The 14,662-nt window shown below is 73.4% G+C and carries 2 protein-coding genes; both read right to left on the bottom strand.

Translation table 11 applies throughout. The features are described from left to right. On the bottom strand, window positions 1-1,244 hold a 1,244-nt coding region (locus ACZ4LX_RS36780; protein WP_467721387.1), incomplete at its 3' end, for a beta-ketoacyl synthase N-terminal-like domain-containing protein. Window positions 1,245-1,270: 26 nt separating this feature from the next. Next, window positions 1,271-14,653 (bottom strand): SDR family NAD(P)-dependent oxidoreductase, encoded by a 13,383-nt coding sequence (locus tag ACZ4LX_RS36775; RefSeq protein ID WP_467721389.1) that lies wholly within the window; start codon window positions 14,651-14,653, stop codon window positions 1,271-1,273. Window positions 14,654-14,662 lie beyond the last annotated feature (9 nt).

Genomic DNA, 14,662 nt, shown 5'->3' with positions numbered 1-14,662 from the left:
ACGTGGGGGGTGGGTTCGTCGATGTGGAGGGTTTTCGGGAGGATCCCGTGGCGGATCGCCTGGACCATCTTGATGATTCCCGCGACACCCGCGGCCGCCGCACTGTGACCGATGTTCGACTTGACCGAACCGAGCCACAGAGGATTCTCACGGTTCTGCCCGTACGTGGCGATCAGGGCCTGCGCTTCGATGGGGTCGCCGAGCCGGGTGCCGGTGCCGTGGGCCTCGACGGCGTCGACCTCCGTGGGCGACAGGCCCGCGCCGGCCAGGGCCTGCTGGATGACACGCTGCTGAGCCGGACCGTTCGGGGCCGACAGCTGACTGCTCTGCCCGTCCTGGTTGACCGCCGAACCGCGGACCACGGCCAGGATCTGGTGGCCGTTGCGGCGGGCGTCGGACAGCCGCTCGACCAGCAGCAGACCCACCCCCTCGCCCCAGATGGTCCCGTCGGCCGCACCCGCGAACGACTTGCAGCGGGCGTCGGCGGCGAGTCCGCGCTGACGGCTGAAGCTGGTGAACGCGACCGGCGTGGCCATGACGGTGACACCGCCGGCCAGGGCCAGATCGCATTCGCCGTTGCGCAGCGCCTGGACGGCCAGATGCAGGGCCACCAGCGACGACGAGCACGCCGTGTCCAGGGAGACCGCGGGCCCCTCGAAACCGTAGACGTAGGAGAGCCGCCCCGATGCCACGCTTCCCGCGCTGCCCGTGACGACCTGGTCCTCCATGCCCTCCGGCATCCGGCGCAGCCGGGAGGCGTAGTCGTCGTACATGACACCGGTGAAGACCCCGGTACGGCTGCCGCGCAGTGACTCCGGCGTGATCCCCGCGTTCTCGAACGTCTCCCAGCTGGTCTCCAGCAGCAGCCGCTGCTGCGGGTCCATCGCCAGCGCCTCGCGCGGACTGATCCCGAAGAATCCGGGGTCGAACTCGGCCGCTTCGTGCAGGAACCCGCCCTCGCGCACATACGACTTGCCGTGCGCGTCGGGGGACGGGTCGTAGAGGTCCTCGGCGTTCCAGTCACGGCCGGTGGGGAACGCGGTGATCGCGTCGGTGCCTTCGGCCACCAGCTCCCACAGCGCATCCGGCGAGACCGCACCGCCGGGATAGCGGCACCCCATCCCCACGATCGCGATCGGCTCGCTGGACGCGTCGGACTGCTGCTGCAGCCGCCGTCGCAGGCGCTTGTTCTCCACCAGCGACGTGCGCAGCGCTTCGACGACCTTCTCGTCCGGCATGTTCATTCCTCGGCTCCGTCGGTTCGGGTCGGTCACGAGTCGGTCTCACTGAGGGCGATGCGGACGAGGTCATCGACATCGGCGTCCAGAAGGTCCGCCTCGTCGTCCTCCTGGACGCTGCCGGGTTCGGCCGCCTCCGCCGAGGCGGCGTCGCCGGCGAGGGCGAGCACGGCCTCCAGCAGGCCCGCGGCGCGCAGGCGCTCGGGCGTGACGGAGGCGATGACCCTGCGGATCGCCATGTCCGGCTCCTCGGCCGGTACGAGCAGCTCGCACAGGCGTGTGGCGAGCCTGCGCGGGGTGGGGTAGTCGAACAGGATGGTGGCGGGCAGCCGCCGGCCCGCGGCGTCGCTCAGCCGGTTGCGCAGCTCGATCGCGGTGAGGGAGTCGAGGCCGAGTTCGAGGAAGCCGCGGTCCGGCTCGACCACGCCGGAATCGGCGTGCCTCAAGGTGACCGCGATCTCCTCCTGGATGAACTCCAGCAGCAGTTCGAGCTGTTCGGCTTCGGAACGGCCGGCCAGATGTTCCGTCAGTGCCGGCCGGTTCCCCGCGCCGGTGCGGGCAACCGGCGCGCTGCCGGCCAGGTCCCGCAGGATCGGCGACGGGGTGCCGTGTTCCGCCTGCGCGCGCAGTGACGGCAGGTCCAGCCTGGCGAGCGTCAGGGTCGCGCGCTCGCCGGCGAGGGCGGAGTCGAACAGCGCGAGACCGTCCTCGATGCCGAGCGGCAGGATTCCGCCGCGGCCGATGCGGGCCCGGTCGGCGGCCCTGAGGCTTCCGCCCATCGTGCCTCCGGCGGCCCACAGCCCCCAGGCCAGGGAGACGGCGGGACGGCCCTGGGCGCGCCGTTGCCCGGCGAGCGCGTCGAGGAAGGCGTTGGCCGCCGCGTAGTTCGCCTGGCCCGCCGCGCCGAGCACCCCGGCGGCGGAGGAGAACAGCACGAAATGCGTGAGGTCCAGGTCCGCGGTGAGTTCGTGCAGATGCCAGGCGGCATCGGCCTTCGGCCGCAGGACGGTGTCGATGCGTTCCGCGGTGAGACCGGGGACGGTGGCGTCGTCCAGGACCCCCGCCGTGTGGACGACGGCGGTGAGGGGGTGCTCCTGGGGGACGGTGGCGAGCAGCTCCGCCAGCGCGGCCCGGTCGGCCACGTCGCACGCGCCGAAGGTGACATGGGCGCCGAGCCCGGTCAGCTCCTCGGCCAGTTCCTCCGCGCCCTGTGCCGCGGAGCCCCGCCGGCTGGTCAGGAGCAGGTGCCGGGCTCCGTGCCGCTGTACCAAGTGGCGGGCGACCAGGGCGCCGAGTGTTCCGGTGCCGCCGGTGACCAGCACGGTCCCCTCGGCGGGGAGCGGCGCGACGGCGGCTTCCTCGTCGTCGGTGACACGGCCCAGGCGGGCGGCGTACGCACGTCCGGCGCGCAGCGCGAGCTGAGGTTCGCCGGCGTGCAACGCGGAAGGCAGGGCCAGCACGGACTCCTCGGCGTCGTCGATGTCGACCAGCACGATCCGGTCCGGGTTCTCGGTCTGCGCCGAGCGGATCAGCCCGCCGACGGCCGCGCCCGCGAGGTCCCCGGCCGGGTCGCCGTCCACGGCGGCGACCGCCGACCGGGTCAGCACGACCAGCCGGGCCCCGGCGAACCGGTCGTCGGCGAGGAAGCTCTGGACGACCTCCAGGACGCGGTGGACCGCATGGCGGGTCCGCTCGGCCTGGTCACCCGGCCCTGTGCGGTCGGTGCAGTCCAGGAGCACCAGGTCCGGCGCGGGCGCGTCATCGGTCAGCGCGCGCGGCTCGGCGACACCGGCGAGAGCGACCAGCAGGCTGGGCGAGGGATCGCCGAGCCAGCCGATCCGGGCCAGTGGCCTGTCCACCGGCAGTGCGGCGCACGCGATCGCCCTCCAGGAGACCGCGAACCGTGCCCGCTGCCGCCGGTGCCGGCCCGAGCCGAGCTGGTCAGGGGCCAGATGACGTACCGACAGCGACTCGATCGCCGCGACCTCGTCGCCGCTCTCGGTGGCCAGACGCAGCGCGAATCCGTCGCCGCCGGTGCTGAGCCGGACACGCAGGACACCGTCCGGCGCGCAGCCCGGCCCGCTGACGCCCGACCAGGAGAACGGCACCGGCACCCCTTCGGTCCTGTCCACGTCCGGGTGGGCGAAGGCGAGAGTGTGGAGAGCGGAGTCCAGCAACGCCGGATGGATGTGGAAGCCCGGCGTCGTCGCCCCGGGCAGCTGGACCTCGGCCAGGATCTCCGTGCCGTGCCGCCACACACGCCGAAGCCCCCGGAACGCGGGGCCGTAGCCCAGCCCGAGATCGGCGAGCTGGGCGTAGATCTGCCCGACGTCCTCGGCGGTCGCGTCCGACGGCGGCCACGGCGCGGCCCCGGATCCGGCCTTCGCGGTGTCCTCGGCGCGGCCGAGCTCCCCGTCGGCGTGCCTGGTCCACCCGGCGTCGTCGACGGCATGCGCGGGACGGGACCTGACCGTGACACGCCTGTGCCCGGACTCGTCGGCCGGTCCGGCGACGACCTGGACGTGGACGGCCCCGGTCTCGGGCAGAACGAGCGGAGCGGACATCGTCAGCTCCTCGATCCGGCCGCAGCCGGACCGCCCGCCCGCATACAGGACCATGTCGACCAGAGCACTGGCCGGGACGAGCGGGGCGGTGTGGACGGAGTGGTCGGTGAGCCACGGCTGGGCATCCGAGGAGATCCGGCCGGTGAACAGGAACCCGCCGTCGGGCAGCTCGGTCTCCGCGCCGATGAACGGGTGCGTCGTCCCGTGCAGCCCGAGGTCCGTCGGCGCGTCGGCGGCCGGTCGGCTGAGCCAGTAACGCTCGCGCTGGAACGGGTAGGTGGGCAGATCCACCCGGCGGGCGTGCGGAAGCATCGCCGCCAGATCCACCCGGGCGCCCGCGATCCGGGCCCGTGCCAGCGTCGTGACCACCGACTCCGGCTCGCTCACGTCCCGGCGGAGCAGAGCACCCACCACCGGCCGGGCCTCCTGGTCGGGCAGGCAGTCCGGAGCCAGCGAGGCCAGCGTGTCCGAGCCGAGCTCGAGATAGGAACGAGTGCCCGCCTCGTGCAGGGTCTGGACGCCCGCCGCGAACAGGACCGGCTGGAGCACCTGGTCCACCCAGTACTGCGCCGACGCCATCGTGCCCGCCCCGACGGCCTCGCCGGTGACGGTCGAGACGACCGGGATAGAGGGCTCGGCGAACCGGATCCCCTCGGCGACCTCCCGGAACGCGGCCACCATCGGCTTCATCAGCGGCGAGTGGAACGCATGGCTGACCAGCAGCCGCTTGGTCCTGCGACCGCGCTCGGCCCACTGCGCGACGACCGCCATCACACCGACCTCGTCACCGGACACCACCGTGCCGGCCGGGCCGTTCACCGCCGCGATACCGACCGTGTCCTCCCGCCCGGCCAGGGACGCGCGAACCTCCTCGGCGCTCGCACCGATCGCCACCATCGCCCCGTTCCCGGGCAGCTCCTGCATCAGCCGGCCGCGCGCGGCGACAAGCCTGCACGCGTCCGGGAGGGACAGGACGCCCGCCGCGTGTGCGGCGGCGAACTCGCCGACCGAGTGCCCCATCACATAGTCGGGCACGACGCCCCAACTCCGTACCAGCCGGTACAGCGCGACCTCCAGGGCCAGCAGCGCCGGCTGGGTGTAGCGGGTCTCGTGGAGCAGGTCCTCCTCCGGGGAACCGGGGGACGCGAACATCAGGTCGCGCAGCGGCCGGCCGAGCAACCCGTCGAAGTGCGCGCAGACCTCGTCCAGCGCACGCCGGAACTCGGGGTACGCCGCGTACAGGCCGCTGCCCAGGCCCGGCCGCTGCGACCCCTGGCCGGAGAACATGAAGGCGCTCGCACCGTCCCTGTCGGCGACGCCGCGGATCACGGCGGGTACGCTCCGCCCGGCCGAGAGCGCGTCGAGCCCGGACAGCAGCTCCTCCCCGGTACGTCCCACCACCGCCGCGCCGTACTCGAATACCGACCGCGCCCCGAGGGCGCGGGCGATGTCCGCGGGCCTGAAACGGGGATGGTGTCCGCGCAGGAAAGCGCGGAGCTGGTCCGCCTGCGCGGTGAGCGCGGCACCGGTCCTGGCCGACAGCACCCACGGCACGACCGGCCCGGACAGCTCCTCGTCCGGCAGTTCCCCGTCCGGCAGTTCGCCGTCCGGCCCGGTCAGGTCCGGCTCTGCCAGGTCCTCGGCGGCCGGGGCCTCGATGATCACGTGGGCGTTGGTGCCGCTGATACCGAACGCCGACACCGCCGCCCGCCTCGGCCCTTCATGGACCGGCCAGTCCCGCGCCTGGGTGAGCAGCGCGACGTTTCCTTCCGCCCAGTCCATGTGCGGGGACGGACTGTCGATGTGGAGGCTGCGCGGAAGCCGCCCGTTACGGAGCGCCTGGACGGTCTTGATGACGCCCGCGACCCCGGCGGCAGCCTGGGCGTGCCCGATGTTCGACTTGACCGAGCCGATCCACAGCGGCCGGCCGGCGGGACGGTCCTGGCCGTAGGCGGCGATGAGCGCCTGCGCCTCGATCGGATCCCCCAGCGGGGTGCCGGTGCCGTGCGCCTCGACCACGTCCACGTCACATGCCCGCACCCCCGCGTCGGCCAGGGCCTGCCGGATCACCCGCTGCTGGGAAGGACCGTTCGGCGCGGTCAGCCCGTTGCTGGCACCGTCCTGGTTGACGGCCGATCCCTGAACCACCGCCAGCACCTGGTGGCCGTTGCGGCGCGCGTCGGACAGCCGCTCGACCAGCAGCAGACCCGCACCCTCGGCCCAGGCGACACCGTCGGCCCCCGCCGCGAACGGCTTGCACCGCCCGTCGGCGGAGAGCCCGCGCTGCCTGCTGAACTCCACGAACGGGGCCGGCGTCGCCATCACGGTCACACCGCCCGCCAGCGCCAGATCACACTCCCCGTCACGCAGCGCGCGCACCGCCAGGTGCAGGCTGACCAGCGAAGACGAACACGCGGTGTCCACCGTGATCGCCGGGCCCTCCAGACCGAAGGTGTAGGCAAGACGGCCCGAGGCCACGCTGCCCGCACTGCCCGTGCCCAGGAACCCCTCGTACTCGCCGGGAGCCGCGTTCAGCAGACGGCCGCTGTAGTCGCCGTACATGACGCCCGTGAACACTCCGGTGCGGCTGCCGCGCAGCGACTCGGGACTGATGCCCGCGCGCTCGAACGCCTCCCAGCCGGTCTCCAGCAGCAGCCGCTGCTGAGGGTCGGTGGCCGTCGCGTCACGCGGGCTCATACCGAAGAAGTGCGGGTCGAACCGGGCGGCGTCGTAGAGGAACCCGCCCTCGCGGGTATAGGACTTCCCGGTCCGCTCGGGCTCCGGATCGTAGAGCTCGGCGACGTTCCAGCCCCGGTCGTCGGGGAAGGGACCGATCGCGTCGACCTCGTCGGCGACGAGCCGCCACAGGTCCTCCGGGGACCGCACCCCGCCGGGGAACCGGCAGGCCATCGCGATGATCGCGATGGGGTCCCCGTCCGGCCCCGCCATCTGCGCGGCGGGGGCGGGGGCCTTCACGCCGGCGCCGAGCAGCGAGCCGGCGAGGTGCACGGCGAGCGCCTGCGGGTTCGGGTAGTCGAAGGCCAGCGTGGCCGGGAGCCGAAGATCCGTCTCCGCGGACAGCCGGTTGCGCAGGTCCACCGCGGTCAGCGAGTCGAACCCCAGCTCGGTGAAGCCCCGGTCGACGGCGACGCGGTCGGCGTCGTCGTGGCCCAGGACAGCCGCCACATGCCCCCGTACGAGCTCCAGCAGCAGCCGCTGCTGCTGCACCTCGGTGAGCCCGTCGAGCCGCTGCGCCACCGGGGTGCGCCCGGCCGGCAGGCGGGGCGCGGCAGCGACGAACCCGGCCAGCACCGGCGGGAGCGTCGCCGGGTCCGCCGAACGCAGCGCCGCCCGGTCGAAGCGCAGCGGCAGCAGGACGGGATGCTCCGCCGTGAGAGCCGCGTCGAACAGGTCGAGATTCTCCGCCTCCGACAGCGGTACGAGCCCCGCCTGCCGGACCCGCCGCGCGTCGGCCGCCATCCCGTCCGCGTCCGGCCAGGGACCCCAGGCCAGGCTGGTGGCCGCAAGCCCCTGCGCGTGGCGGTGCCCGGCGAGGGCGTCGAGGCAGGCGTTGGCCGCAGCGTAGTTGGCCTGGCCGGGCGTGCCGAGCGTTCCGGCGGCCGACGAGAACAGCACGAACGCGGCGAGGCCGGCGTCGGCAGTGAGCTCGTGCAGATGCCAGGCCGCCTCGGCCTTCGGGCCCAGGACGGTGCCGAGCCGGTCCGGCGTCAGATTGGTCAGGGCGGCATCGTCCAGCACCCCCGCCGTGTGCACCACGGCGGTGAGCGGGTGGCCGGAGGGGATGCCGGCGAGAGCGGCGGCCAGGCTCGCACGGTCGGCGACGTCACAGACCGCGAGGGTGACTTCGGCGCCGTACTCCGAAAGCTCCGCCCGCAGCGCTTCCGCCCCCGGCGCGTCGACTCCGCGCCGGCTCAGCAGCAGCAGATGCCGGACACCGTGCCGGACCGCCAGATGCCGGGCCACGACCGCACCCAGAGCGCCGGTACCGCCGGTGACCAGCACGGTGCCCTCCGGGTCGAGCGGCGACGCCTGGGCACGGGGCAGCTGGATCGCGGCAGCACGAGGCACCAGAGGGCGCCCCGCACGCAGCGCGACCTGGGGTTCGTCGCAGGCGACCGCGGCGGCCAGGGACCGCGCCGAAGCCGCGCTGTCGTCGAGGTCGACGAGGACGAACCGCCCCGGGTGCTCGCTCTGGGCGCTGCGGACAAGCCCCCACACGGCTGCCCCCGGCAGGTCCGGGCCCGTGTCGTCGGGGCCCGCACAGACCGCGCCCCGGGTCACGACCACGAGCCGGACACCGGCCGTACTCTCCTGGGCGAGCCACTCCTGCACCGCCTGCAGAACCTCGGCGACGACCGCGCGCACCTCGTCCGGGCCCGTCCCGGGAGAGACGTCGACGGGCAGCAGCACCGCATCGGGCAGCGGACCGGCAGCCGAGACGAGCCCGGCGAAGTCCCGGTACAGCCCGGTCACCACGTCCGCACCGGCCAACGCCTCCAGGAACGGGCCGTGTTCACCGACCACGGCCAGGGACGCCGGAGCGCCGGCCGGACGGGGGCGAACAGCGGCCCAGTCGAGCCGGTACGCCTCCTGGCGCCGGACACTGATCCCGCTCACCGGAACCGGCCGCACCACCAGCGCCTCGACCGAGGCAACCGGCACACCGTCCGCGTCGGCGACGGCGACGGCCAGCGTGTCCGGCCCGGTCCGGGTCAGCCGGCTCCTGAGGGAAGAGGCCCGCCAGGTGTGCGGCATGACACCGCGCCAGGAGAACGGCAGCAGGATCTCCTCGCCCGCACCCAGCGACGGGTGGTCGCCCGCCAGCGCGTGCAACGAGGCGTCGAGCATCGCCGGGTGCAGCCCGGCCGCCCCGCCGCCTTCGTGGACGTGCGCCTCGGTGTAGACCGTGGAGCCCACACGCCAGGCCGCACGCAGTCCCTGGAACGCCGGACCGTAGCCGACGCCGATGTCGGTGAGCGCGTCGTAGATCCCCTCGATGTCGATCGGTTCGGCCTCCGGCGGCGGCCACGTCGCACAGAAGTCGTCGAACGGCTCGGTCACATGCTCGCCCAGGGTCCCGGACGCATGCCTGGTCCACAGCCGTTCCCCGTCGCCCGGGACGGCCGAGGCGCGCGAGCTGATGGTGACCGGCCTGGCACCGGTCGCGTCCGGTGCCGACACCGTCACCTGGAGATCGACCGAACCCGCCTCCGGCAGGGTGAGCGGTGTCTCGACCGTCAGTTCCTCGATCCGGCCGCACCCGCTGACCGCCGCCGCGTGGACGGCCATGTCGAGGAACACCGTGCCGGGCACCAGCGCGGTCCCGTTCACGGTGTGCTCGGCGAGCCACGGGTGGCTGTGCCGGGACACCCGGCCGCTCAGCAGCCAGCCACCGGTCCCGGCGACGGACGTCGCGGCCCGGAGCAGGTCATGCGTGCCGCCGTCCATCCCGAGGGACGCCGGGGCGGCCGGAGCGGCCGCGGGCAGCCAGAACCGGCGTGCCTCGAACGGGTAGTTGGGCAGAGCCACCTGCCGTGCGTCCAGCCGTGCGAAGAACGCGCGCCAGTCCACGGGTACACCCCGCAGGCCGGCCTCGGCGACGGCGGCGACAAGGGTCTGCGCCTGCGGCCGGTCCCGGCGCTGCGTCGCGATCCTGCAGCCCGTGCCGTCGTCCGACGGGAGGGCGGTGAGCGCCGCGTCGGGCCCGATCTCCAGGAAGACCGTGACTCCCAGCCCGCCGAGCGCACCGACCGCGTCGTGGAACCGGACGGGCTGCCTCACCTGACGCGTCCAGTAGCCCGGATCGCCCAGCTCCTCCTCACCGGCCGGCCGGCCGGTCACGGTGGACACGATCCGCACCGTCGGCGCATGGTAGGTGACACGCTCGGCGACCTGGCGGAACGAGTCGAGCATCCCGTCCATGTGCGGGGAATGGAACGCGTGGCTGACCCGCAGCCGCGTCGTCTTCCGGCCGCGTCCGGCCCACAGCTCCGCGACCCCGAGCACGGCCTCCTCGTCACCGGACACCACGGTCGACCCGGCGGCGTTGACCGCCGCGATCGACACCGCCTCCGCCGAGCCGAGCAGGGACTCGGCCACCTCGTCCTCACCCGCCCGGATCGCGACCATCGCGCCCCGCGCCTCCACCGCCTGCATCAGCCGCGCCCGCTCCACGACGAGTTCACACGCATCGTCGAGCCCGAAGACACCGGCGACGTGCGCGGCGGCGAACTCCCCGATGGAGTGCCCGAGCACCGCGTCCGGACGCACACCCCACGACTCGACCAGCCGGAACAGCGCGACCGACAGGGCGAAGATCGCCGGCTGCGCGTACCGGGTCTCGGCCAGCAGCGCGCTCTCCGGCGTGCCCTCGTCGGCGAACATCACCGACCGCAGGGGCACATCCAGCCGCGCGTCGACACGCGCGCAGATCCGGTCCAGCTCGGCGGCGAACACCTCGAACCGGGCATACAGGTCCCGGCCCATCCCCGGATGCTGACTGCCCTGACCGGAGAACAGGAACGCGTTCTTCCCCTCACCGCCGTCGCCGACAGCCACATGGGCCGCGGCACCGCCGTCCGCCAGGGCACCGAGTCCGGCGAGGAACTCCTCGGGCGTCCCTCCCGTCACGGCCGCACGGTGCTCGTGCACGGCTCTGGCAGCCAGCGACGCACCGACGCCCACGAGGCTGAACTCCTCCTGCCCGGCCAGGTGTTCGGCCAGCCTGCGCGCCTGCGCCACGAGAGCCGCCGGGGTCCGCCCGGACAGCACCCAGGGGACGGGAACACCGCCCGCCTCGTCACGGCTGTCCCGCTCCACGACGCCGACGGCCGCCGGATCCCATTCGAGAACGACATGGGCGTTGGTGCCGCTGATACCGAACGCCGAGACGGCCGAGCGGCGCACACCGCTCCCCTCCGGCCAGGACTGTTCCTCGGCCAGGAGGGACACCCCGCCCGACGACCAGTCCACATGCGGAGTCGGCTCACCGGCATGCAGCGTCCTCGGCAGCCGCCCGTGCCGCATCGCCTGCACCATCTTGATCACTCCGGCCGCCCCGGCCGCCGCCTGGGTGTGACCGATGTTCGACTTGACCGAGCCGATCCACAGCGGCCGGCCGGCGGGACGGTCCTGGCCGTAGGCGGCGATGAGCGCCCGCGCCTCGATCGGATCCCCCAGCGTGGTACCGGTGCCGTGCGCCTCGACGGCGTCGACATCCCCCGGCACGAGCCCCGCATTCGCGAGGGCCTGCTCGATGACCCGCTGCTGGGAGGGGCCGTTGGGCGCGGTCAGACCGTTACTGGTGCCGTCGGAGTTGATGGCACTGCCACGGACCACGGCCAGGACCTGATGACCGTTGCGCCGCGCGTCCGACAACCGCTCCACCAGCAGAAGACCGATGCCCTCACCCCAGGCGGTCCCGTCGGCAGCGGCATCGAACGGCTTGCACCGCCCGTCCGGAGCCAGCCCGCGCTGACGGCTGAACTCGACGAACAGCGTCGGCGTCGCCATGACCGCCACACCGCCCGCCAGCGCGAGATCGCAGTCACCGTTGCGAAGCGCCTGCGCCGCCAGATGCAAAGACACCAGCGAGGACGAACACGCGGTGTCGATCGTGACAGCCGGCCCCTCCAGCCCCAGCGTGTAGGCGATCCGCCCGGACGCGACGCTCGTCGTCGAACCGGTGATCAGATACCCCTCGGTGCCGTTCTCCGCGAGCTGCGCGTTGACCCCGTACTCCTGCGCGGCCGCCCCGATGAACACCCCGGTGCCGCTCCCACGCAGCGACGTCGGGTCGATGGAGGCGTTCTCCAGCAGCTCCCAGGCCGTTTCGAGCAGCAGCCGCTGCTGCGGGTCGGTCGCCAGGGCCTCACGCGGACTGATCCCGAAGAACTCCGCGTCGAACGCGTCCGCGTCATGGAGGAACCCACCCTTGTCGACATACGAGGTCCCGGGGTGATCGGGATCCGGATGGTACAGCTCATCCACGTTCCAGCCACGGCCCGCCGGGAAGTCACCGATCGCGTCGACACCGTCGGCCACAAGCCGCCACAGAGCCTCCGGCGTGCGGACATCGCCCGGGAACCGGCACGCCATCCCGACAATCACCACCGGATCGCCGTCCCGGCCCTCGCCCCGCCCGCCGGTCACGGAAGCCGGCCGCTTCGCCTCTGCCCCGAGCAGCTCCGCGCACAGCTGCGCGGCCAGGGCACTCGTCGTCGGATGATCGAAGATCAGCGTGGCGGGCAGACGCAGACCCGTGGCGCCGTTCAGCCGGTTGCGCAGCTCGACGGCGGTCAGGGAGTCGAAACCCAGATCCCGGAAACTGCGGTCGGCCGAGATCGCGTCCTGCCCGCCATGGCCGAGTACCGCCGCCACATGGGTACGCACCAGATCCATCAGCAGTTCGAGCCGCTCGGCCTCCCCGAGCGCGCCCAGCCGGCCGGCCAGACCGTCGGCGGCCGCCTGCCGGGCGGGCCCGCTCGCCCGGCGCACGGACGCCCGGCCGATCGTGCGCAGGATCGGCGGGATGTCCTCGTCGTCCGCGCGGACCGTCCCCGGACGCAGCGCGGCCATCACCAGCGGCACGCCCCGGTCAAGCGTCAGCCCGGCGTCGAAGAGGGCCAGCCCCTGCTCGGTGCCGAGCGCCGCGCTGTTGCGGGTGAGCCTCGCCCTCCCGATGCTGTCCAGGTCGGCGGTCATCGAGCTGGTCTCCGCCCACAGACCCCAGGCGAAGGACGCGGCGGGCAGACCGCGGGACCGCCGGTACCCGGCCAGCGCGTCCACGAAGGTGTTGGCCGCCGCGTACACCGACTGCCCAGGGTTGCCGATCGTGCCGGCCGCCGACGAGAACAGGATGAACGCGTCGAGACCGAGGCCCTCGGTCAGCACATGCAGATTCCACGCCGCGTCGGCCTTGGGCCGCAGAACGGCGTCCGCCTGCTCGCCGGTGAGCGCGGTGAGCACCCCGTCGGCCAGCACACCGGCGGTGTGCACGACCGCCGTGAGCGGGTGCTCGTCCGCAATACCGGCGAGCAGCGCAGCCAGCGCGTCCCGGTCGGCGGTGTCGCAGGCCGCGACCGTCACCTCGGCACCGGCCGCCCGCAGCTCGTCCGCCAGCTCGGCCGCGCCGGGAGAGTCCGGGCCCGAGCGGCTGACGATCAGCAGCTGCCGCGCCCCGTGCCGGGCCACCAGATGCCGGGCCACGTGCCTGCCGATCGTCCCCGTGCCGCCGGTGATCAGAACGGTGCCCTCGGGGTCGAAAGCGACCGTCCCGGCCCCCTCCTGTGGAGCGGCGGCCACCAGCCGCGGCAGGTGCACCGTGCCATGACGCAGCAGTACCTGCGGTTCGCCGGAACCGATCGCTCCACCCAGGGCCCGCACCGAAGCGTCCGTCCCGTCGAGATCGACCAGCACGAACCGGTCCGGCTCCTCCCACCACGCGGCACGCAGCAGACCCCACACGGCTGCGCCCGGCAGGTCGCGCACCGGGTCATCGCCGTCCACCGGCACCGCACCGTGTGTGACCACCACCAGTCTCGACGCCGCGAGACGGTCCTCGGCCAGCCAGTCCTGAAGCAGCCGGAGCATGCTCCGGGTGCTGTCGTGCGCGCGGGCGGCCGGGTCGCCCTCTTCGGGCGATCCGCCGTCCAAGGGCAGCAGCACCACGTCCGGGACCGCCGCCCCGGAGTCGATGGAGCGCACCAGGTCGCTCAGCGCCGGATGGTGCGGCAGCCCGGTCAGGGCATCGCCCAGGCAGGACGAACCGTCCCCCAGCACCGCCCACGAGTCCGGGGTGACGGGCGGGACATCGCCCGTCGATGGTGCCCAGTCCACGCGCCAGAGCGCGTGGTGCAGATGACGGGAGGTGTCCAGCCGGTCGACGGCCAGTTCCCGCAGCCGCAGCGCGGAGATCGTGGCAACCGGCCGGCCCGCTTCGTCGGCCATCTCCAGTGCGGCCGTCGACTCGTCCACCGGCGTCACCCGGACGCGCAACACACCCGCCTCGGTGGCGTGCAGCGTGCTTCCCGACCAGGAGAACGGCAACCGGACCGGGCCGTCGGCCCGGTCCAGGCCCATACCGAGCGCGGTGGCGTGCTGGGCCGCGTCGAGGAGCGCGGGATGGACGGCGAACCCGCCGGCGTCCGTGTCCTGGGGCAGCCGGACCTCGGCGTACAGGACATCGCCCTCGCGCCAGGCAGCCTGGAGCCCCTGGAAGACGGGCCCGTACTGGTAGCCCAGCCCGGCGAGCCGGTCGTACAGATCCTCGACCGGCACCGGCAGCGCCTTCGGCGGGGGCCAGACACCGGCGAACTCGGGCTGCCCGCCCTCCGGAGCGCCCGCCACGATCGTGCCGCTCGCATGCCGTGTCCACGGCTGGTCCGGCAGGCCCGCGGGACGCGAATGAATGGTGAGGGTGTGACCTTCGCCCCGGTCCTCCGGCGTGACGCTGACGTGCAGCTGGACGGACGCCGTGCCGGAGAACGCCAGAGGCGTCTCCACCGTCAGCTCTTCGACGTGCCGGTGGCCCAGGTGCGTCGCCGCGTGCAGCGCGATGTCCAGGAAGGCCGTCCCGGGCATCAGCACGGTCCCGAGCACCGCGTGGTCGGCGAGCCAGGGATGCGTGGTGGTCGAGACACGCCCGGTGAAGACGTGCCCGTTCCCTTCCGGGAGGTCGATGGTGTGGGTGGTGAGGGGGTGGTTGGTTTTGTTGTGGTGGGTGGTGGGTGTGGTGGTGGGGTTGAGCCAGTAGTGGTGGTGTTGGAAGGGGTAGGTGGGGAGGGGGGTGTGGGGTTGGGGTTGGGTGGGTTGGGTGGTGGGCCAGTTGATGGTGATGTT

The sequence above is a fragment of the Streptomyces sp. NPDC026062 genome (genome assembly GCF_055568375.1).
This window is presented reverse-complemented; position numbering and strand designations above follow the sequence as displayed.